Origin of the sequence: Aeromonas sp. 604176, assembly GCF_049170755.1 — a bacterium.
In the GTDB taxonomy this organism is placed as follows: Bacteria; Pseudomonadota; Gammaproteobacteria; order Enterobacterales; family Aeromonadaceae; genus Aeromonas; species Aeromonas veronii_A.
Genome location: NZ_JAAKNE010000078.1, coordinates 1 through 21,058 on the forward strand (window position 1 = coordinate 1; position 21,058 = coordinate 21,058).

Here is a 21,058-nt window from a genome sequence, read left to right on the forward strand (position 1 = left end):
AGCTTCTTCGTCAGCAACTCCTTTTCCAAGAACCTCTCCTTCTACGGCGAGCGGTGCGGCGGCCTGTCGGTCATCTGCAAGGATGCCGAAGAAGCCAGCCGCGTACTGGGTCAGATGAAGGCCACCGTGCGTCGCAACTACTCCAGCCCGCCCACCCACGGTGGCCAGATCACCGCGGCGGTGATGAGCCAGCCCGAGCTGCACGCCATGTGGGTCGACGAAGTGACCGAGATGCGCACCCGCATCAAGGCCATGCGCCAGAAGCTGTTCGAGGTGCTGAGCGCCAAGGTGCCGGGCCGCGACTTCAGCTACTTCATCAACCAGCGCGGCATGTTCAGCTACACCGGCTTCACCCCGGAGCAGGTGGACAGGCTGCGCGAGGAGTTCGCCGTCTATCTGGTGCGATCCGGTCGCATGTGCGTGGCGGGCCTCAACAGTCGCAACGTCGACTACGTAGCCGACGCCATGGCCGCGGTGCTCAAGGGCTAATCCGCACTAGCCCCGCTTTGGCGGGGCTTTCTTGTCTTGTCTCTTCCCTTCGCTTGTGGAGTACTTATGGATCTGATCGCACTCTCTCGGCTGGGAGGTCGCCATCTGGTCACCCTGCATCTGCTGCTCGACAACCAGAGCGTCACCCGCACCGCCGAGCGGCTCTGCACCACGCCTTCCACCGTTAGCAAGACCCTCAACCAGCTGCGGGGTCTGCTGGGGGATCAACTGCTCTACCGCCAGGGCAACCAGCTGCTGCTCACCCCCATGGCCGAGCGACTGGCTCCCACCCTGCACCGGTTGTTGGGGGAGCTGAACGGCCTCACTCGCCAGAATGCCTTCAACCCCCAGCAGTGGCAGGGCTGCTTGCGGCTGGGATTGCGCGAGAGCGTGATGACCTGGCCGGTGGGCCCCATTCTGGGTCAGCTGATGAAAGAAGTGCCGGGCATGGTGCCGGAGATCTGGAACAAGGATGAGCAGGGGCTGGAGGCGCTGGCAGCGGGCAAACTCGACTTCGTGATCCTGCCCCATGACCAGAGCCAGCCGTTACCGCGCCAGCCCGGGCTGGTGTGGGAGACCCTGCGGGAAGAGAAACTGGTCTGTCTGCTACGCAAAGACCACCCGGCGCTGGCCAAGCCCTGGGATCTCGATGCCTACCTGAGCTGGCGCCATATCGCCATCCGGGATCAGGAGCTGGCCAACCCCTTCTTCGAGCAGAGCCTTGCCCAGCAACAGGTGCGTCGCCAGATTGGCGCCACCCTGCCCGATTTTGCCAGCGCGGCGGCCCTGCTGCCCCAGACCGATCTGATCCTCACCGCCATCGGTGGCTGGGCGGCATGCATCGCCAGCCAGCCGGATCTGGAGCTGCGTCCGGCACCGTTCGATTACGGCAAGGTGAGTCACAGTCTGGTCTGGTATGGCCCGGCCGGTGATGGCTCGGCCCGCCACTGGTTCCGCCAGCGGATCCTGCAACTGGGTCGCGAGCTGGTCGAGCCCTGAGCCAGGTGACAGCGAGAAGAGATGGATGTTTCGCCACGGCGAAACATCCATGGCAATGAGGGATCAGGGACGTTTGGTATAAATGGGACTGGGGAAAGAGGCGACATTGCTACCCAGATCCGTAATGCGGGCAGCCCCCTGCTTTTTCACCTGATCGATGCGCAACACCTGATGCATGGGGATAAGGGTGTGACGCACATCGGCAAATTCGCTCTTGAGCTTTTCATGGCTGGGATCGACGATAAGCGCCGTGTGGTTGTCCCAGACAAAATCGGCGATCTCGATAAAACCGAACAGTTGGCCCTGATTCACCTGGCGCACATAGACCTCGTAGCGCTCGTTGTGGCAAATAAACTGAACCCGATATAACGCCTTGCTTTCACTCATGATTTATCTGTGATGGAGGAGGGACGGATGGGCAATATCATAACGAGCCCCAAGGCCCCCTCCAATAGACAGAAGTCACAGTTGTGTGCTTTTACTACACAGCAAGGGAATCGATCAGACCTCTTTAGATCAGCGGTGGCAAGGTCACCGCCCCCACTCCCGCAGCACGCAACCGACTCGCCAGCCACTCCAGCTCGCTGCGGGTCGCCTCTGGCCATTGCGCCGCCTCCCCCCGCACCCCGTGGTGGCGAAAACCGTTGAGGCGAATGGGCACAGGCCCAAGCTGCTGCAAGAAGGCGGCGAGATCCACGTCCAGCTCACCACTCGCATCCAGAAAATCGCTTTTGCCCGGCACATGGAGCAGCCGCAGTTCGGTCAGCTTGCCGTGGCGTGCCAGTAGTTGCAGCGACCCCAGCACCCGCTCGCGGCCATAGCCGGTCAGGGTGTGATGGACCGAGTCGCGCCAGCCCTTGAGATCGAGCATGGCGCCGTCGAGCACCGGCAGCAGCCGCTGCCAGCCGGTTTCGGCCAGAGAACCGTTGCTGTCGAGCAGGCAAGTGAGCTGGGTCAGATCCGGCGCGCCCTTGATGGCAGCAAACAGCGCAACCACAAAGGGGAGCTGGGTGGTCGCCTCACCACCGGAGACGGTAATGCCGGTCAGCAAGGGGCCGTAGCGTCGCAGTAGAGCCAGCACGTCGGCCACCGTCATGGTGGCCGTCTTGGGGTTGGCGCTGCGCGGGCAGGCCTCCAGACAGGCGTCGCAGTCGGTACAGAGCATCGCCTGCCAATGAACCTTGCCTTCGCTCATGGATAGGGCGCCGCTCGGACAGACCGCAAGGCAGTCGCCACAATCGTCGCACAGCCCGATGGTGTGAGGGTTGTGGCAGCCGGGGCAGCGAAAGTTGCAGCCCTGCAGAAACAGCACCAGCCGGTTGCCCGGCCCGTCGACACAGGAGAACGGCAGCACCCTGCTCACCAGAGCGCTGCGTGTTGGCAAGACATCAGCCATCGGTGCGAACTCAATACTCGCCGATGGTCGATTCGTGGGCGACTACCCGCGGAGCCCGCTGACGAATGGCGGTCACTTCACTCGCCTCGGCACCGAGACAGGTGGTCTGCAAGCGCGATCCCTCCTCTGCGAAGCGAGCCACGTCGCTCTTGCGGATCATGTAGCCGGTCACCCGCACCAGATCGCTGTCGGCCACGTTGGCGGTGAACTCGCGCATACCGATAGCGAGCGCTCCCTTGCAGAGCTGCAGCAGTGCCTGCGGGTTCTGGCGGATGGTGGGATCCAGCGTGAGGATCTCGCTGATCCCCGAATGGTAATAAGTGTGGTGCGGCGCCAGCGCCAGCACATGGCTGGCCGGATCCGGCTCCTGCCCGTAGGGGATGCGCACCCCGGGGGTGACTGCCACATCGATGCTGAGGCCACCTTGCGAGTGCAGCAGGGCGCGACCACCCCAGGCATGGGTTTGCGGCGTCGCAGTGACATATTCCGAGAGCTGGGCCGAGATGCGATAGCCAAGCTGGTTCGCCTCCTCGCCGTGACCATAACGATCCGGCAGATTCTCTTTATCCATCAGGATATTGACCGCTTCCGCCATGCCGTAGATGCCGAACATGGGGACGAAACGATCCTCATCCAGCAGCCCCTCTTTCACCAGGAAGCTGTTGAAGAAGCCGGACTCCTGATGCAAGAAAGCGGCCCGCGCTTCGATCAGCTGGGAGGCCAGACGGCAGTAGTGGGGCAGCAGGCAGCCGAGGAAGTCATCGATCCCCTGGCACTGCTCGGCGACCCGCTTGAGGGAGATGCGCACCAGGGTATTGGCGCCACCAGCCTGCGGCAAGGCGTTGTAACAGCTGACGATGCCAAAACCACGCTGGTCAAAGGTATCGCGATGGATCGGGTAGTTGGCGATGTGCGGCTTGCTGCACTCGGCGATGTTCTTCACCGCCTGCAGCAGCAGGCTGTCCGGGGTCTGCTCCGGATCGTGGAAGAAGGTGAGGTTCGGCGCCACCTGCTTGAGCTCGTTGTCGATGCGCAGGATCAGGCGGCAGATGCGGTTGTCATCAGGCCCGATGTTGACGTGCATGAAGGCGTCCGGCAGCACCCGATCCAGATAGACCCAGAACCCCTTCAGCTTGCGATAGAGGCTCTCGTCATCCAGTTCGCCGACAAACGGCAACAGCAGATGGTCGAGCCGTCCCAGCCAGACCGGCATGCCGGTGACGGAGGGGACATGGTGATAGAGGATGCGCAGGGCGTTGAGCGCCTCGTCGAAATCCTGCGGCGCCGTCAGCTCCAGCCAGGCAGAGCCCTGAGTCAGGAATTTTTCATAGTCCGGCAGCACATAACGCGGCTTGTAGGGGGCATGCCCTTCGAACATGTCGCAGATAAATCCCTGCTCCATCGCCTCGGCGACTGCGGCAGGCAGGTCGGGGTAGGGCAACGCATTCTCGGCGGCCAGCGCCAGTGCGTGGCTCTTCTGAGCAGCGGAGAGATGGGGATCGCGCACGATGCGCTGACAGGTTTCGGTCAAAGACATGGGACACTCCTTCACGGACAGAGCACATATCCTCACCATTTGCAGGCTTTTTTTGAAGTGACATTCACAACAATGCGAATGTCTCAAAAAGACATCCGTTAAAGGGGATCACAACCAGAACAGAACGGGGGCCTTGTCTGCCGACAAGGCCCCCGTTGTGCGGATCAGGGCTCGATGATGATGGGCGTACCCGGGTCAATGGCATTCCAGAGCTCATCCATCTCGTGGTTAAGTACCGCAATACAACCGTTGGTCCAGTTGGAGGGCTGTACCCGACGGTTACCCATCCGGTTAAGCTGACCATGGATCATGATCATGCCACCCGGGTTCACCCCCAACTCATTGGCGCGCTTGATATCGTCCAGATTCGGGTAGTTGATATGTATCGCTTTATAAAAGCCGGAGTTGCTCTTCTTGTAATCCAGGGTGTAGCGCCCCTCCGGGGTACGTTGATCCCCTTCCCGCTGCTTGTGCCCCTTGGGCGCCGGGCCCAGTGCAACCCAGTAGCGCTTCAGTTCCTTGCCATCCTTCATCAGGGTGAGGCTGTAGGTAGACTTCTTGACCACCACCAAATCGGCTTTTTCGGTAAAGGCAAAACTCAGCGCGGGCCACAGCCCCAGCACACACAACAATACGGCTCTCATTCCATCCCTCGACAAGCCTCTGGCAGGGCTTTTTATGGTTGTCACATCATCTGAATAGGCTCGCCCGTTGGCGAGCGAGCGCCATGATATTGGATCGCCATCAATACTCAATAGACCCAATAAAACATATCTTGGCTGCGAACGGTGAATGGTCCATGAACGACCTGCACAAACATGACTAATTGACAATAAAAACAAAAACATAGGTTACATTTTCTGGCTAGCCATGATGCCGCAGATCGGTAAATATGTAACAATTGAACCTGATTCAGGATGACATCATGCCTCTGCACTTCTTGCCGAACTCTTCGCTGACCCGCCTGCTGCTGGTCAGCGCACTGCTCTGGCTACCTGCCAGTGTCGCCGCCGATGCACTCTGGCTGCGCGAGCCAGCCCTCTCCCCCGATGGCAAGCAGCTTGCCTTCACCTGGCAGGGGCGCATTTTTGTCGCCAGTGCCGAGGGTGGCCCCGCCACGGCGCTCACCGGCAGCGACTACCTGAGCCAGCGGCCAATCTGGTCGCCGGATGGCAAACAACTCGCCTTTGCCACCAATCTCTACGGCAACGAAGATGTGTTCGTGGTACCCGCCAACGGCGGCGAGATGGTGCGCCTCACTCGCGATTCGCGCACCGATCTGCCGCAAGCCTTCAGCACCGATGGCAAACGACTGCTGCTGAGCAGCCAGCGCCTGGGCGCGCCCGATGCCGACCATTTTGTCGCGGAAGGCTACCAATGGGGCGAGCTCTACTGGACCCCGATCACCGGCGGCACCTTGCAGGCCGATCTGCCGCTGCCTGCGACCCTCGCCCGCCCCCACGGGGAGCGGATCGCCTATCAGATGCCCGCGGCGGATCAACCCTTTCGCAAGCATCAGCACTCGTTCGCGGTACCCCGTCTCTGGCTGTTTGATGGCAAGCAGCACAAGCAGCTGACCGAAGATCGGGTGGCGGCCACCGATCCGGTCTGGAGCGACAAGGGAGATACCCTCTTTTACCTGAGCGAGCGCAGCGGCGATTTCAACGTCTGGCGCCGGGATCTCGCCAGCGGCAAGGAGCAACAGCTGACCCACTATCAGGGCCATCCGGTGCGGGGGCTCAGCGCCTCTCGCAATGGCGATCTGGTCTGGTCATGGCTCGGTGAACTCTATCGCCTCGATGCCGGTAGCAGCGAGCCACGCAAGCTGACCCTCACCCCGCAAGTGGCAAGCACGCCGGATGAGGCGAGCGAGGCCCTGACCCTGGCAGACGAAGCGCTGGTCAGCGAAGAGGCGGATGAGCTGATCCTGGTGAGCGAGGGCAACCTGTTTGCCGTCGACCCCGAGCGGGAGCGGGTGCGTCAGCTGACCCGAGATCCGAGCGAGCAATCCAGCCCTCTCTTCGCCGAGCAGGGCCGCGCCCTCATCTATCTGTCGGAGCAGCAGGGGCACGCCGCCCTCTATCGCCTGCGCAAGGGGGACCCTGATCTGCTGTTCAGCGATCCCGGCACTTTGACCGAGAGTCTGCTGCTGGCGATTCCCGACAAGGGGATCAGCCGTCCGGTGCTCTCCCCCGATGGCAAACAGCTCGCATTCGTGGTGGATGGCCAGGCCATCCACCTGCTGGATCTGGCGAGCAACAAGCAGCGGGAGCTGGTGCCTGCCAGCTTCAACCCGTCGCGCCACGAGGTACATCTCGCCTTTGCCCCCGACTCACGCCATCTGGCGCTCACTTTCCGCCCCGATGCGGCAGAGCAGGAGATCGCGGTGATCGATACGGCCAATCCCAAGGCCAAACCGGTCAATGTCAGCCTCAACGGCTATCAGGATGGACAACCGGGCTGGAGTCAGGATGGCGCCATTCTCTACTGGCAATCGACCCGGTTTGGCGCACTGGGGCCCGATGGCGAACCCCTCGTCACCAACCTGCTCGGCATTTACAGCAGCCGCGCCGCCAGAGCCGATGCCATTGCCGAACTGGAGCCGCCGAAAGGGGGATACGGCTTTGAGAGCGATCGTCTCAACCATCGCGAAGCACTGCTGCTGCAACCCACCGGCACCCTGCTCGCCAGCCGCATCATCGGCGACCAGCTGATCTATCTGGTGGAGGAGATGGGGGTCAACAGCGAGAGCGAGATCAAGGGCTACAGCCAGGATCTGCGCAAGGGCAAAACCAGCGAACTGTTTGGCGAGCAGCCCGGCCCTGCGCTGGCAAGCCTCAACCAGCAGGGCACCCTGGCTACCCTGGTGCGGGATGGTGAGATCACCCGGATCCACCTCGACTCCGGCGAAGCCACCAGCGCCCCCTTCGCCTTGCAGCCCACCAGCCGCTGGCAGGAACGCATGACCGCCGCCTTCGATCAGATCGCCCGGCTCACCCGGGACGAGTTCTATCTGGACGATATGAACGGGGTAGATTGGGAGAGCTATGTCGCCGCTTACCGCCGCCTGCTGCCGGGCATCGGCAACCCGCGGGACTTTGGCAACCTGCTGGCGGAGCTGGCTGGCGAGCTCAATGTCTCCCACACCTGGGGCAGCGGCCCCGCCCCCTTCCCGCGCATGGCGGACGAGACCGCCAGCCTGGGCGCCTACTGGCAGGATGGCGAGCAAGGGGTGATGCTCACCGCCCTGCTCTCTGGCGGCCCGCTGGATCAGGAGAGCGATATCTCCTCGGGCGCCCGCCTGCTCGCCATCAATGGCATCCCGATTGCCAATCTGGCCGAGCAGGATCGGGCCCTCAACCATCAGGCTGGCGCCCGGCTTGCCCTCACCTTCCAGCAGGAGGGCAACAAGCAAACTGACGAGGTGGTGCTCACCGCCATCGACAAGCAGCAGGAGTACCAGCTGCAACAGGATCGCTGGATTGATAAACGGCGGGAGCTGGTGGCCAGGCTGAGCGGAGGACGGGTCGGCTATGTCTATCTGCCAGCAATGAATAGCGAAGTCTACGATGCAGTGGTGGCGGATGCCCTCGGCAGACAGCGCAATCGCGAGGCGCTGATCGTCGATGTCCGCTTCAACAGCGGTGGCTATCTCGCCAATACCCTGGTGGAGTTTCTGACCGGCAGCGGCAGCGCCAAGGGGATGGCCAGCAGTTGGCCCCGTCAGGGCAAGGGTGAAACCGACGCCGCCACTCGCCAGTGGACCAAGCCTTCGGTGGTGCTGGTGAACGCTGGCAGCTACTCGGAAGGCTCCGCCTTCCCCGAGTACTACCGCACCCTCAAGGTCGGCCCCATCGTCGGCGATCCGGTGCCCGGCACCGGCACTATGGTCTACAGTCACGACTCCCGGCTGATCCCGGGGCTCTCCTACGGCATTCCGACCCTGGGGCTGCGCAAACCGGACGGCGCCTTCTACGAGAATCAGGAGCTGATCCCGGATCTGCAGGTGCCCCTCACTCCCGCCGACATGGTGGCCGGGCGCGACCCGCAACTGGAGGCGGCAGTACAGGCCGCCCTCAAGCAGTTGCCAGCCAGCACCAAATAACTGCGCTCAACGAAAGCGAAACAGCTCGCGATGCAGATGCCCGTCCGGCAACAGCCGGGTCAGGGCATCTGCCATCCCCTCCGGCCCGCAAAACCACACCTGCTCAGGCGCATCCTGCGCGATGCGAGCCAGATCCAGTCGCCCGGCCGCCTTGTCCAGATGCAACTGATAGCGCACGCCGGTACGATGACAGAGCTCCGCCAACCGCCGATGGTAAACGGCCCCCGCCAGATCCGGCGCACACTGGATCAGGGTGATCCCCTCGCCCCGCTCGCCACGGGCAGCCAGCCCCTCCAGCCAGGCGACGAACGGCGTGATACCTATCCCGGCCCCCAGCCAGAGGGCTCGGCCTCCCCCTTGCGGGGCGACAAAGGCGCCATAGGGGCCGGTCACCACCACCCCATCCCCGACGCGAGCCTCTGCCACCAGCTGACGGGTATGATCCCCGAGCGCCCGTACCGCGATCACCAGCTGGCGCCGATCCGCCGACACCCGCACCAGGGTAAAGGGGTGCGGCCCCTCTTTGGCGTCAAATTCGAAAAAGGCAAACTGACCCGGGCGGTAATGGGCGAGCGGCCTCTCCAGCTGCATGCTCAGCTCGCAGGTGTGATCCGCCAGCGCCCGCACCGCAACGACCCGGCCGGGATGGCGCTTGCGCGCCCCCACTTGCCCCAGCAGGGAGTAGAGGGCCCCGATAGCGCCGATCCCGCCGATCAACCAGATCGCTACCCCAACCGGCGTCATGGCTCCCACCTGAGGCAGCAGGCAGAGCCCGTGCCCCCAACCCGCCAGATAGATGAGCGGCGCCAGTCGGTGGATCAGCCGAAAACGGCCATAACTCACCAGCGCCAGCAAGCTCACCACCACCAGTGCGATCAGCAGATAGAAACTCCACTCCCCCAGGGTATTGCCAAGGGCATGGAGCGAGATGCCATTGCCGGCGCCAGCACCAGCTGCGGCAGCACTGGCCCCACGCCGGGCGGGGCGGCTCAGCCAACCCGCCGAGACTGCCCACTTGGGCACCTCCACCAGCAGCCAGTGAGCGGTCAGTGCCAATGCACCGCCGATGGCCGTCTGACGGTGCAATCGTAACATCCGATCCAGACCGCCAAACCACGCCTCCAACTGCGGCAGGCGCAACGCCAGCAAAAGCGAAATGGCCATATAGGCCATCCCCAGCAGGCCCGTCAGCAGCAACATCTCATGGCGCCAGGGCCACACCCCGTTGGCATCCCCCGCATAACCGAGCCACCAGACCCCGACCGCCAGCAGCGGCAACAGCCACCACACCCGTTTACCCGTCATAACATGCTCCCTGGTTCCATCGCGGCAGGGCCTCACCCCTGCTCATGGCTCCATTACAACCCCGTCCGGTCACAAGACTTTGCCAGAGGGGGAAGCTTGTGTGGCAATGTGTGACAAACGGCAACAGCAGAGGGGACTATCGGCCCCTCTGGTCACCCTTGTTGGCTCGCCCCTCTTCACAGGAGATGGCGCACAATCCACCTCTGCCGTGATTGACGACCTGCCAGAAAAAGGGATCAAATGGGGACGGTATATATCTGCGGCGAACAACCTGCTGCCCACTCTTCCGGACAAGGAGTCCCCCTTGCTTTCATCCACCGAACAACGCGTCTGCCCGAGTTGTCAGTGCGAGACCAACCATGTCGTAGTGCTGGTCGACAAATCCTATGGAAAAGAGGTGAAACCAGAGCAAAAGCGCACTGCATTTATCAAAGACTTCATTACCGGCTGGGCCGCCGGCCCCTTTCTGGCCAACATGGATCGCTTTGAACGACATGCCATCTGCGAGCATTGCGGAAATAAAGTCATTGATGAATGAAAAAGGGAGAGGCAATCGCGGGCTTCCATACACCAGCCACCTTTTATGGCCGAAACCCAAAAGAAGGCGTTGCGATTCAGGATCACAACGCCATAGACGTCAATCAAACAACACGGTCACCGGCAACCCTTCCACTTGCAGGTTCGGGGGTAATTTTTCATCCAGCGAGAGTGCGACCTTGAGGGTTGCTTTCTCCCCTTCAAACGGAGCGGCTAACTGAGCCGGCAACTTGTCCGCCAGCTCGACCTGTCTGGCGACCCTGGCAGCCAGACGCTCCCCGCTGGGCAGCTTGACGACAGCCTTGTGTCCAGGAGCCATTGAAGAGAGATATTTGGGCTGCACATAGGCTATCACCAGCGGGTCTTCTCGCTTCGAGATAAGTGCCAGAGGAGCCCCCGAGAATACCCAGTCCCCCTCCTGTACCAGCACATCTGAAACCTTGCCAGTCGCCGGAGCTCTTGGCTGTTGATGGTACGCCATCGCTTCCATCTCGGTCAGCTCCTGATCGAGCAAGTGACGAGCACTGGCTAGCGGTCCGGTCAGTTGGTCCTCACTGATTTGCAGTTCCTGCGCTATCTTCTCTGCCCTTGCCTTCTGCAGAGCTATGCGTGACTGAGTCCAATTCAGCAGGGCCGTTGCGTACTCTGCACTGGATACCAGCTTCTCTTTTTTATAACCGGCATACTCCTGATAGATGACCTCCTGCTCCCGGCTCCCCCGTTCGGCAATACCAATCTGTTCGTCCAGATTGCGCAAGATAGCCTGTTCAGCCTCAGCCTTGCTCAATTCGATGGCCGCTCTGCGCGCTTTTCGTTCCGCCATGTTGGCCTTGAGGGTTGGAGATTCGAACTGCATCAGGGCATCGCCTTGTGACACCCCCTGGCCGGGAGCTGTGTAGATGTGTCGAATAAAGCCATCCCCATTGGCAACAACCAGTTGCGGCTCGGTGGTAATGATGGCTGGCGCCTGGGTCAGCCACCACTCGCGCCCCAGATACCACAGCAGAATAATAACGGGACTGAATGCCAGTAACAGGATGAGATACCAGCGAGCCTTGAAGGCGACACGCTTGGCGGGGGCATACAATACCCGGATCCCTTCATCCGACGTGGCATCCTGCTTCTTGGGGGGATTGAATGTGACTTTCATCAGAATTTATTTCCTCGTTTTAATACCCACCAGGGGGCCATGCTGCTCTCTTCATGACCGCGCCGGAACATCTCATTCAACAGTGCGATGGCGCACCACAAGCGCATCAGCAAGGTGTACACCGGGTAAAGACACAACCATGGCAGCAGACGTAGATCTGCCTTCGGGCGTTCAGATATAGCCAGCAAAAACACGGCGAAATTAACCAGGGTAAGAAACAGGTAAACCAGATAGAGACAGATCATCAACGCAGCGACAAACTGCCCCGGATAGCTAAGCACCAACCACCAGCTATAACCCATGACCAGCAGGGGCAGCACCACGTTTTGCGCCACCCCGTAGATCAAGGTAAACAAAAAGGTCTTCCAGCCCAGAATACGCGGCGTCAGGGAGAGCTTGTGCTTGCGCAGATAGAGAAACAGCAGATCTCCATCCCAGCGTAAACGCTGCTTGGCAAGCGTGATCACGTCTGCGGGCGCATCGGTGTGACCGATGGCACGAGGGGCGAACCCTATCTTTAAAGCCGGATGGCGTTTGAGGTAATGCTTAATACGGACTGTCAGATCCAGATCTTCTGCGGTATGGGTATCCCACCCACCAATCTGGCACAAAAAATCACGACGAAACGCACCGAAGGCTCCCGAGATATTGTTGATGAGGTTCCACTCGCTCAGTCCCGTCTTGCCCCCCTGCATGGAGATCATGTACTCAATGCTCTGCATCCGGGTCAGTACGCCATCGTTCAGATTTCGCACCCTTAATGCCCCTCCCACAGCAGGCACATCAGGATCATCGAAACAAGCCACGATCTCATCGATCATGTTGTTGTCAAAGGAGGTATCTCCGTCCGCGTTCATCACTATCTCGCCAGTCGCAGCGGAGAGACCGGCATTGAGAGTGGAGACCCGGCCTCCCCTCTGCCATTTCGGTAGCAGGACCAAACTTCTGTTCTCGCACCCCTCGAATTCACGAACACAATTGAGCGCAGCCTGATAGGTATGCGCGTTGGCCTTGGCGCCATCAATCACAGCAATGATTTCCATTTGACCGCGATAAAGCTGTTCCTTGAGCGTCAATATGGTGGAGCGGATCGCCTCACCTTCCCCATAACAGGTGATGATGCAAGACACTTTGGGACAGCGCCGAGCGCGCGGCAGTTCAGATGCCCTGGGAACCTGGCGCGCATACCATTTCAGGATCCCGGTCAACGTCAGCGCCATCAGTGGCACCTCCATCAACAGCAACATGGGCAACAGCAACAGAATCATCCGGGGAGAAAACTGGAGGCTACCCAGTATCTCTATCAGGATGTAGTGCACCGTATTCATCCACTCATGCATCCGGGCTATCTCCATCCAGCCACTGGCCGAGCCATACCGCTGTATCGTCGCCCAACAGGGCGGGCAAAGGTTGTACTTTCACCGCCAGCGTCAGAGCATCCAGTCCCTCGATGAGATTCAATGCCTGAATGCGCTCCTGCAGAATGCGCCAGTCGTCGGCATCCGTATGCGGCAACAGCAATAACAATCGGTCATCGGCATACTGGCAAACGACATCGGTATCACGGAATAGAGCTTGCAAACGGTTGAGCAGAGCGGCCAGTCGCTGCTGAGTCTTTAGCATGCCCAACTCGGCCCGCAACTCAGCCAGATGCTCAACCCGAATAGCCAGCAAGGTATGGCAGCCACCATGGCGTTGCAGCAAGCTGTTGTTCCATTGCAGCAACCAGGGGAAGTGCTCCATGGCCATAGGGGTACCCCAGGTCAACGGCAGATGCAGTTGTTGAGTTCCTTCCCGTGCGATGTGGCGGGCCAGCTTGCCGATGCGATATTCATAGATGGGCGCAACCACCAGATCATCGGGTTTGTGCGCCTGGCCACATTCATGGCAACGCGCCTGGACGGCAGCCTCCATAAAACGGGCATGGCATGACAAACAACGGAATTTCTCAAGGGGCCTGTCATAGTCAACACCGATGTGACGCAGAGTCGTGACGCACTTGGGACAACGCAGCACACCCTGTCGCATGAATGCATCCTGATCATCCACGTGCCCGCAGGTGAAGCAGTGCACAGCTGGCTTGGCCTGGATGGCGATATGAGCGCATTCGGGACACACATCGACAAAATTGAGATGTGCCGAGTTGCAACTGTGACAAAGACGTACCCGGTCCACCAGCTGCTCACTCTGCAATAAACGCTCTGCAACCAGCTGCGGGAGGGCATCCCCTGCTTCGCTGCCCAGCAGGCAATCCAGCAGGGGATAGCTGTACCCCTGACGGCAACCAGCCTGCCAACGTGGCAACAAGCGAAAATGGGAGCGAGGCCAGCTGTACCAAGCCAGCTTTTCCATGTCATCCGGATGCTCTCGAGGGGTCAACAACGCCAACCGTTCAAGCATGTCAGAGGCCCGTTCATCCAGCTGTGTCAGGAGACCGTCGGCCAACATGGGAGAGAGCGGGCTCTTTACAACACAAAATACCGGCTGCAAATAGCGTATCGGGTCACGCCGCACAGCCTGCAATACCCTGTCCTGCTCATCTGCAGGCAGGTTGAGCAGTAATACCGGCTGCTGCAATGGATCCCAGCAGGACAGATCGAGAAGTGGCAAGGCAACACGATCCACCGAGCCTCCCAGCAGCGCAATCTGACCGGGGTGTTCACTCGTGCTCATCATGGGGAAATAACCTCTTTCCATTCACTGACAAATAGATACCAAGCCAATAAAACGGACCCGCCTGTTGTCATGCATCGGCAGACTCAGGCAATGTCGCGAGATGCGCATTGCCCTGCACGGACAGCACAACAGCAGTGTCAACGTTATCGACGGATAGCATGAAGCAGGCGAACGCGCAGAAAGAGTTGAGAGCTGACGCCATTTTCATGTGCGGCTCAGCCATCTCGGGGGGAAGAGATCTGAAGCTTTCCGAGCCCGACTCACATCGGGGGTGGCAAGGTGGGCGATTTTGCAGTTGTGGACAATTTAGTCAACCCGGAAAGATGAGAATAACTAGCAGATAGTTGAATGGATCAATCTTTATGCACAAAGATGACTACAAAAAGCACTATTAACAGAAAAGACAAAAGAGCGTAACTCAGTGAATCTACTATCTTGCAGCCTGCAATTCCTATTCATGTTCATATGAATACATATCTGATGGCAAAATGCGGACCCAATCGGCAAGGCGACAAACTATGTCGCGCACCTGCCAATAATATGGCAGCGTCTGCCACGGTTACGACAACGAATAACCATGAAAAGCACAGCTCCCGGCCTGATCACCGGGAGCTGTGCGGATTATTCGGCTGAAACCGGTTGGTAATGGTTGACGATCCACGCCTCGAAGTCGGCCAGCATGCGGGTTTCCGACTCGTTGTTGTCGGCGATAAGCTCGGCGCCGTGGACCACCCGGATATGGGCATCGAGCGGGCTTCCCTCGCCAGCCGCGGGGCGCTGCTGGGCTGCGGCCATGCAGGCTTGCGCCTGTTGCCACGCCTCAGCGGCGCTCAGGTTGCACGCCTCGGCCAGAGGCACGGCACTGAAGCCTTCACCAGTCAGGCTGCGCAGGGTCTCATCATGAGTCATGCCGTTGCCCGGCCCCCAGTAGTGGGCGGCCAGATCCGGCCCGATGCGCGGGTTGTCGGTGAGGTAGCCATCGCGCTTGAGGAAGTAAGCGCGGGTCTGCTCCACCGCCATCAGCGCCAGCAGGTAGCCGTGATAGGCGCAGGCCGACTCCTGATTAAGGAGGTGCGGAATGGCCAGCAGCGGGCGCGGGCTCTCGACACCGAGGATCTTGCGCTCCCACTTGCGGGCCAGCGCCAGCACAGCCTCGGGAGTACGTTCAGCCTCATCCATGGCGTAGAGATCCCGCTCGAAGTAGGCCACCAGCGCGATCTGACGTTCGTTAAAAGCGCGAAACGGCTGACGGGCGGCGATCATCTCCTTGATAAGCGCATCGGGGATCGCCTCTCCTGCCGCATTTCTGGCGTAGCGTTTGAGCCAGTCGGCATCGTCCAGCAGGCTGTCGCAGAACATCGACTGGGTCTCGGCATAAGCCATAGAGGTGGGCGGAAACTCCTGTGAGAAGCAGGGGGCATTGCCGGTGACATTGGCAAAATGCGCGGCGTGGCCCCCCTCGTGGAACAGGGTGTTGAGCCCGCTCCAGCCGCTGCCCACCTGCGCCGGATCGGCCAGGCTGGTGAAATTGACCACCGCAGGTATCCACTCCCCCTGCTGGAAGAAGCTCGGCACCGGGCCGTGGCAGAAGCCGTTCTCGTATTTCCCCTCCCGGGTCAGCAAGTCCAGGGTGAGGGTCGCCCCGCGATACTGGATGCCGAGACGACGGAAGCTCTCGACCCAATCCTTCAGCGCCCGCGAGAAGGGCACATAAGGATCGAGCTGGCGGGTTACATCACCACTGATGGCGTAGCGCAGGTTATGGGGCATCAGGGCCGCCTCCCCCTTGGCCGCTTTCAGCTCGGCAAGGCTTTGCTGCAGCCGGGCGTCGGTGCGGGAAATGAAGTCGTCGAGAATGGAGAACAACTGCTCCGGGCTCATCTGCTCGTTCTTGCGCACCTTGTAATCGAAGTAGTCGCGATAGCCCATGGCTCTGGCAAAGCGGTTGCGCAGCGCCACCACCTCGAGAAAACCATTGCCGACCACCCACTGCTCCAGGGTGTGGAACATGGCGAGCGCGCTCTGGCGCACCGCCTCGCTCGGGCTGGCGGCAAGGGAGGTACTGGCGGCGGGTAGGCTACCAGCCACCTGCTGGCCATGCTCATCCAGCAGGGTCAGTTTCAGCCCCTTGCGGCGGGCGAACAGCGCCGCCTCGGCAGCCACCAGCTCATCCATCAGGGCGGCAGCGGCGGGATCTTCAATCACATTGCACTCGAAGAAGGCGATCCAGCCTTGCAGACCGCGCTTGATATCATCCTCGTCGGCCTGCGCCAGCATCTCCCGCAATTCGGGCAGACGGGCCGGATTGGCGCAAAAAGCCTTGTAGGCCTGCTCGGCCGCGGTAAAACCGGCCTGATCGTCGCTGGTGCCCATATAGGTGGACCAGAAGAGATCCTCCTTGCGCCTGTGTACCTGCAGATAGTCGGCGTTGAGCTGGTTGAAGTAATTCCTGGCAATGGAACTCATAAATTCCCTCTTGTTATGGGGTCACCCGCAGCGGGGCCCACTCCTTTTTTAGTGAAATGCCAAATGATTCACACTCTTTGGCAAAAATTGCGCAGGGATGCGCCTGAACACGCTACCAAAAAATGGGGAGTGCTGTCTGCTGGCTATACTGTTGTCAAAACGCTCATTTAAGGGCGCGCGACCACTGGTTAATAGTAAATAAGTTGTTACATCAAGCAATTGGCTGCCGCAGTAACGAGCCATAGAAAATCAACAGGGAATGAGGGTTTCGTCATGTTCAAGCTCGGTGATATCACCGTGAGCCGCAAATTGTTTTTGCTGCTCACGTTGGCGTTTGTCGGTTTTGTCTCGCTGCTGTTCATCTCGGCCAACGCGCTCCAGCGCAATCTGATGAGTGAGCGAGAGGCGCGGCTCAATGCGGTATTAAGCCAGGCCATGAGCCAGATCCAGTTTCTGGCCAGCACCCTGCCTATGGAGCAGGCGCAGCAAGAGGCACGCAAGCTGCTGACCAATATGCGCTTTGACGACAACAACTATCTGTTCGTGATCAATGAGAACCGCCAGATGCTGGTGCACCCCATCCGGCCGGAGCTGGTCGGCCAGACCATGGGGGAAGGAACAGGTGCCACCGCCGGGCAGTTCTGGCTGCAGATGGTCGATATTGCCAAGGGAGGCAAACAGGGCACCCTGCAATATGTCTGGAGCGGCCCATCGGGCGAAACTGCTGACAAGCTCTCCATGGTGTCAGGCTATCAACCCTGGGGCTGGATCCTCGGTTCCGGCATGCTGCTGCAAGATATCCAGCAGACCATCTGGGCCCAGTACATGAAGATGGGTAGCGCCACCGCCATTGTGACCCTGCTGATGGGGCTGCTGGGCTGGCGCATCACCCGCTCCATCGTCTCCCCCCTCAACCAGATCAACAACGCCATGCAACGGGTCGCCCAGGGGGATCTGGTGGTGAGCATCCCGGTACATGGCAAGGATGAGCTGGGCATGGTCGCCCGCTGTACCAATCAGAGTCTCGATGCCATTCGTCACGCCCTGCTGGAGGCCAGTCTGGGTGCCCGCAACGTGGCCGATGCAGCCCTGCGCATCGCCGCCTCCGCCGAGCAAACCAATCAGGCGGTGAGCAGCCAGCGGGATCAGCTGGCCCAGCTCGCCACAGCCATGAATGAGATGAGCGCCACCATCTCCGATGTGGCCGGGCATGCCGAAAATACCGCGCGGGATACCCAGGAAGCGACCGGAGAAGCTGGCCTCGGCAACCGTGACGTTCACGCCAGTGTGCACGGCATCAAGGCGCTGGCTACCGAGGTGGAGCAGGCCACCCTGCAGGTCAACCAGCTCAAAGAGGGGGTCATGCAGATCGGTGAAGTGACCGCCGTCATCAGCTCCATCTCGGATCAGACCAATCTGCTGGCTCTCAACGCCGCCATAGAGGCCGCCCGTGCTGGCGAGCAGGGGCGTGGCTTTGCCGTAGTCGCCGATGAAGTGCGCCAGCTGGCCAGCCGCACTCGCCAATCCACCGAAGAGATCCAGAGTACCATTGCCCAGCTGCAGCAACGGGCCGTCACCGCCGCCAACGCCATGGATACCAGCCGCAAACTGGCAGAGAGCAGCGTCAACCAATCCCAGCAGGCGGGGCAGGATCTCACCCTGATCGTCAACCATATCCAGCATGTAAGCGACATGGCGACCCAGATCGCTACCGCCGCCGAACAGCAGAGCATGGTGGCCGAGGATATGAATCGCAACGTCAGCGGCATCAACGACTCGGCGCTCGAGATGTCCCAGTCCGCCTCGCAACTGGCGCAGGAGAGCGAACTGCTGGCCGGTCTCTCCCGCAGCCTGGATGAGCGGCTTGCGGTGTTCAAACTGGGCAAGGAGTCCAGCAAGACTCCTATGATGCCAACTCTACATCACTCCAATAGCGAGCAGCGCGCCCGCCATTGATGGCGTCAATCCGTGTCGCCTTGTCACTCGACCTGCCAGCTCGGCTGGCAGGTTTTTTTAAGCCGAAAAACGCGCAGCAAGCATGCATCTTATCGGCATATTCAACGGCATTCGACGCCATTCATAAACAAGAGAACAATTTAAAAACAGCCAGTTAGAACGTTTTTTGTGCCACCGGATTATGCATTTAAACATTCAACTTCAAATAATTAATCAATGCGGTGCACAATGCTGATGGCCGAACATTTGGCCCATCACTAACCATCTAGTCATTTGGCAAACTGACCGAAAGGTCGGGACGCAAAGCCTCCGGTCTACAGACGTTTTGTCCAGGATAGCGGGGTTGCCACACGCAAGTGTGCATCGGGGAACTCCCTGGCCAACTGACTGCCCACATCTATCGAACAGAGGAATGTATGGCAGCAAAAATCCAACTCAATCACATCGCGGCGGTGCTGGCCCTGCTGGCCAGCGGCAGCGCCCTGGCTCATGGCTACATCAGCCAGCCCGAGAGCCGCAACTACCTGTGCAAAACCGGCGGCAACAGCCAGTGTGGCGGCGTACAGTGGGAACCCCAGAGCGTGGAGGGGCCATCAGGCTTCCCGCAAACCGGCCCGCAGGATGGTCAAATCGCCTCGGCGGGCAGCCCGCGCTGGAGCGAGCTGAACATCCAGACCAGCGACCGCTGGACCAAGCGTGAAATACAGCCCGGCCCCTTCGCCATCAGCTGGACCTTCACCGCCAACCACGTCACCCGCAACTGGCGCTACTACCTCACCAAGCAGGACTGGAACCCCAATCAACCGCTCACTCGCGACTCGTTCGACCTGACCCCCTTCTGCGTCATCGACGGCAACATGGTGCAGCCGCCCAAGCAGGTGACCCATAACTGTGTCCTGCCGGAGCGCACCGGTTATCAGGTGATCCTCGGCGTGTGGGAAGTGGGCGACACCAGCAACAGCTTCTACAACATCATCGATGCCAAGTTCAAAGATGGTAGCCAGCCGCCGCTGGAGTGGAGCCAGGCCGGCACCATCTACCCCTCCATCGACCTCGCGGTGGGTGACAAGGCGATGACCCGGGTATTCGATGCCAACGGCGAGCGCCCCGATCTGCAGACCGTGCTGACCATCACCAATGCCGAGCAGGGCCAGAAGAAAAACTGGGCCCATGCCCTCGCCGGCAAGCTCAACGCCGAGCAGAGCCTGATCCGCGCCGGTCAGCAAGGAGCCGATGGCCAGTTCAATCCGATCTACGGCATGAACCCCGTCTATCTGCATCGAGACAGCAAACTGGATCGAGTCGAGATTGATCTGCAACAGCTGCAGCCGCCGGTAGTGGACAGCATCAGCGTCAGCGGTCTGGCCAGCGACTATGTGCTGGACAACGGCAAGGCAACCCTCGATTTCACCGTCACCGCACAGGGCGATCTGGCCGTCACCAACACCCTCTATGACCACGGCGGCGTCGCCAAGGGTGAAAGCAGCGCTGACATCAAGGACAGCAGCCACACCTTCACCATGGCGCTGGAAGGGCTCAAGGCCGGTCACCACCAGCTGGTGATCAAGGCCACCCCGAAAACGGGCGGCGAGACCATTCAGCAGACCATGGATCTGATGTTCAAGGAGCAGAGCAGCGGCGAATACGACTTCGTCTTCCCGAACTCGCTCAAATCCTATGCCGCCGGCACCAAGGTGCAGCAGCCGAAAAATGGCAAGGTCTATCAGTGCAAGCCCTTCCCCTACAGCGGCTACTGCCAGCAGTGGACCACCACAGCCACCCAGTACGAGCCGGGCATCGGCTCCCACTGGCAGATGGCGTGGGATGAAGTGAAGTAACTCGCCACCGGATAGCAGAAGGGGAGCCATTGGCTCCCCTTCTGTCGTCTCTTCCGATTCAAATCTGGAAGTCGAGGGCGGGTTCGCTGCCCATGGCGCGGGCCTGAATATCCGCCAGCGCCAGCTCGGGGTTGCAGAGCTGGATAAACTGCCAGGCAAAGTTGTGCTGGAACTGCCCCTGCTTGAGGCCAATCCAGGCGGTGTGAGGGGCAAACAGATGGCTGCCGTCGAGCTGCACCAGCCCCTGATCGCGCTGGGCGTCGAACGCCATGTCGGCCAGTATGCCGACCCCCATCTCCAGCTCGACATAGGTCTTGATGACATCGGAGTCCTGCGCCGTCAGCAGGATCTGCGGTTCAATGCCAACCGCAGCAAAGGCTTCATCCACCCGCACCCGCCCGGTCAACCCGGCTTGATAGGTGACGATGGGCCAGTTGGCCAGCGCCGCCAGCGTCAGATCCCGCTCGCCTGCCAGCGGATGTTGCTCGGGCACCACGATATTGTGGTGCCAGCGGTAGTAGGGAAATGCCACCACCCCTTCGCTCTTGTCGAGCTGCTCGCTGCTGATGCCGATATCCACCTCGCCGGTCTGCACCAGCCGCAC

The 21,058-nt window shown here is 60.4% G+C and carries 16 protein-coding genes and 1 riboswitch; of the genes, 6 read left to right on the top strand and 10 right to left on the bottom strand.

All coding sequences use genetic code 11. The annotated features are described in order from the left end of the window. A partial coding sequence (locus G5358_RS14140; protein ID WP_421324281.1) for an aminotransferase class I/II-fold pyridoxal phosphate-dependent enzyme occupies window positions 1-489 on the top strand: 489 nt, incomplete at its 5' end. A gap of 66 nt (window positions 490-555) precedes the next feature. Continuing rightward, window positions 556-1,488, top strand: coding sequence for a LysR family transcriptional regulator (locus tag G5358_RS14145; RefSeq protein ID WP_216952117.1), 933 nt, complete (start codon window positions 556-558; stop codon window positions 1,486-1,488). 63 nt (window positions 1,489-1,551) lie between these two features. Here G5358_RS14145 and G5358_RS14150 read toward each other — a convergent pair whose 3' ends face one another. The 4 genes from G5358_RS14150 to G5358_RS14165 form a co-directional block, all read right to left on the bottom strand. Further along, window positions 1,552-1,875, bottom strand: coding sequence for a DUF1820 family protein (locus G5358_RS14150; protein WP_216952118.1), 324 nt, complete (start codon window positions 1,873-1,875; stop codon window positions 1,552-1,554). A gap of 124 nt (window positions 1,876-1,999) precedes the next feature. Continuing rightward, complete coding sequence (locus tag G5358_RS14155; protein WP_421324282.1) at window positions 2,000-2,884, bottom strand: YjjW family glycine radical enzyme activase; 885 nt, start codon at window positions 2,882-2,884, stop codon at window positions 2,000-2,002. 10 nt (window positions 2,885-2,894) lie between these two features. Beyond that, window positions 2,895-4,421, bottom strand: a complete 1,527-nt coding sequence (locus tag G5358_RS14160; protein ID WP_270905182.1) for a YjjI family glycine radical enzyme — start codon at window positions 4,419-4,421, stop codon at window positions 2,895-2,897. A gap of 164 nt (window positions 4,422-4,585) precedes the next feature. Continuing rightward, complete coding sequence (locus G5358_RS14165) at window positions 4,586-5,065, bottom strand: L,D-transpeptidase family protein (RefSeq protein WP_227341454.1); 480 nt, start codon at window positions 5,063-5,065, stop codon at window positions 4,586-4,588. Window positions 5,066-5,346: 281 nt separating this feature from the next. Here G5358_RS14165 and G5358_RS14170 point away from each other — a divergent pair, with 281 nt between their 5' ends. Beyond that, a complete protein-coding gene (locus G5358_RS14170; RefSeq protein ID WP_421324283.1) occupies window positions 5,347-8,526 on the top strand; it encodes a S41 family peptidase in 3,180 nt (1,059 codons plus the stop codon). Between the two features lie 6 nt (window positions 8,527-8,532). On the opposite strand, the gene G5358_RS14175 is transcribed toward G5358_RS14170, so the two are convergent. Continuing rightward, window positions 8,533-9,831 carry a ferric reductase-like transmembrane domain-containing protein gene (locus G5358_RS14175; protein ID WP_421324284.1) on the bottom strand — a complete coding sequence of 433 codons (1,299 nt, stop codon included), beginning with the start codon at window positions 9,829-9,831 and terminating at the stop codon, window positions 8,533-8,535. Between the two features lie 100 nt (window positions 9,832-9,931). Between G5358_RS14175 and G5358_RS14180 the strand changes: the two genes are divergently transcribed. Continuing rightward, on the top strand, window positions 9,932-10,369 hold the full coding sequence (locus tag G5358_RS14180) for a hypothetical protein (RefSeq protein ID WP_421236094.1): 438 nt from the start codon (window positions 9,932-9,934) through the stop codon (window positions 10,367-10,369). A 99-nt stretch (window positions 10,370-10,468) separates the two neighbouring features. Here G5358_RS14180 and G5358_RS14185 read toward each other — a convergent pair whose 3' ends face one another. The 4 genes from G5358_RS14185 to G5358_RS14200 all read right to left on the bottom strand — a co-directional run bounded on the left by G5358_RS14185 (window position 10,469) and on the right by G5358_RS14200 (window position 16,660). Further along, complete coding sequence (locus G5358_RS14185) at window positions 10,469-11,518, bottom strand: HlyD family secretion protein (protein ID WP_216952122.1); 1,050 nt, start codon at window positions 11,516-11,518, stop codon at window positions 10,469-10,471. After that, window positions 11,518-12,858, bottom strand: coding sequence for a glycosyltransferase family 2 protein (locus G5358_RS14190; protein WP_421324285.1), 1,341 nt, complete (start codon window positions 12,856-12,858; stop codon window positions 11,518-11,520). The genes G5358_RS14185 and G5358_RS14190 overlap by 1 nt, the downstream gene beginning before the upstream one ends. Then, complete coding sequence (locus tag G5358_RS14195; protein WP_216952124.1) at window positions 12,851-14,194, bottom strand: diguanylate cyclase domain-containing protein; 1,344 nt, start codon at window positions 14,192-14,194, stop codon at window positions 12,851-12,853. The genes G5358_RS14190 and G5358_RS14195 overlap by 8 nt, the downstream gene beginning before the upstream one ends. Before the next feature lie 621 nt (window positions 14,195-14,815). After that, a complete protein-coding gene (locus G5358_RS14200) occupies window positions 14,816-16,660 on the bottom strand; it encodes a M3 family metallopeptidase (protein WP_216952125.1) in 1,845 nt (614 codons plus the stop codon). A 273-nt stretch (window positions 16,661-16,933) separates the two neighbouring features. On the opposite strand from G5358_RS14200, the gene G5358_RS14205 reads away from it, so the two are divergent. Continuing rightward, window positions 16,934-18,616: a methyl-accepting chemotaxis protein gene (locus tag G5358_RS14205; protein WP_421324286.1), complete on the top strand. Its 1,683-nt coding sequence runs from the start codon at window positions 16,934-16,936 to the stop codon at window positions 18,614-18,616. A gap of 265 nt (window positions 18,617-18,881) precedes the next feature. Beyond that, a riboswitch (cyclic di-GMP riboswitch) is annotated at window positions 18,882-18,967 on the top strand. Between the two features lie 65 nt (window positions 18,968-19,032). Continuing rightward, on the top strand, window positions 19,033-20,454 hold the full coding sequence (gene gbpA, locus G5358_RS14210; RefSeq protein ID WP_421324287.1) for an N-acetylglucosamine-binding protein GbpA: 1,422 nt from the start codon (window positions 19,033-19,035) through the stop codon (window positions 20,452-20,454). 58 nt (window positions 20,455-20,512) lie between these two features. Here the strand turns inward: gbpA and G5358_RS14215 are convergent. Beyond that, window positions 20,513-21,058, bottom strand: a 546-nt coding sequence (locus G5358_RS14215) for a LysR substrate-binding domain-containing protein (protein WP_421324288.1), incomplete at its 5' end; no start/stop codon positions are given.

What these genes read in the sequence shown, in the direction of transcription:
- G5358_RS14145 (WP_216952117.1), top strand. Translation starts at nt 556, where the DNA reads ATGGATCTGATCGCACTCTCTCGGCTGGGAGGTCGCCATCTGGTCACC.
- G5358_RS14150 (WP_216952118.1), bottom strand. Translation starts at nt 1,875, where the DNA reads ATGAGTGAAAGCAAGGCGTTATATCGGGTTCAGTTTATTTGCCACAAC.
- G5358_RS14155 (WP_421324282.1), bottom strand. Translation starts at nt 2,884, where the DNA reads ATGGCTGATGTCTTGCCAACACGCAGCGCTCTGGTGAGCAGGGTGCTG.
- G5358_RS14160 (WP_270905182.1), bottom strand. Translation starts at nt 4,421, where the DNA reads ATGTCTTTGACCGAAACCTGTCAGCGCATCGTGCGCGATCCCCATCTC.
- G5358_RS14165 (WP_227341454.1), bottom strand. Translation starts at nt 5,065, where the DNA reads ATGAGAGCCGTATTGTTGTGTGTGCTGGGGCTGTGGCCCGCGCTGAGT.
- G5358_RS14170 (WP_421324283.1), top strand. Translation starts at nt 5,347, where the DNA reads ATGCCTCTGCACTTCTTGCCGAACTCTTCGCTGACCCGCCTGCTGCTG.
- G5358_RS14175 (WP_421324284.1), bottom strand. Translation starts at nt 9,831, where the DNA reads ATGACGGGTAAACGGGTGTGGTGGCTGTTGCCGCTGCTGGCGGTCGGG.
- G5358_RS14185 (WP_216952122.1), bottom strand. Translation starts at nt 11,518, where the DNA reads ATGAAAGTCACATTCAATCCCCCCAAGAAGCAGGATGCCACGTCGGAT.
- G5358_RS14190 (WP_421324285.1), bottom strand. Translation starts at nt 12,858, where the DNA reads ATGCATGAGTGGATGAATACGGTGCACTACATCCTGATAGAGATACTG.
- G5358_RS14195 (WP_216952124.1), bottom strand. Translation starts at nt 14,194, where the DNA reads ATGATGAGCACGAGTGAACACCCCGGTCAGATTGCGCTGCTGGGAGGC.
- G5358_RS14200 (WP_216952125.1), bottom strand. Translation starts at nt 16,660, where the DNA reads ATGAGTTCCATTGCCAGGAATTACTTCAACCAGCTCAACGCCGACTAT.
- G5358_RS14205 (WP_421324286.1), top strand. Translation starts at nt 16,934, where the DNA reads ATGTTCAAGCTCGGTGATATCACCGTGAGCCGCAAATTGTTTTTGCTG.
- gbpA (WP_421324287.1), top strand. Translation starts at nt 19,033, where the DNA reads ATGGCAGCAAAAATCCAACTCAATCACATCGCGGCGGTGCTGGCCCTG.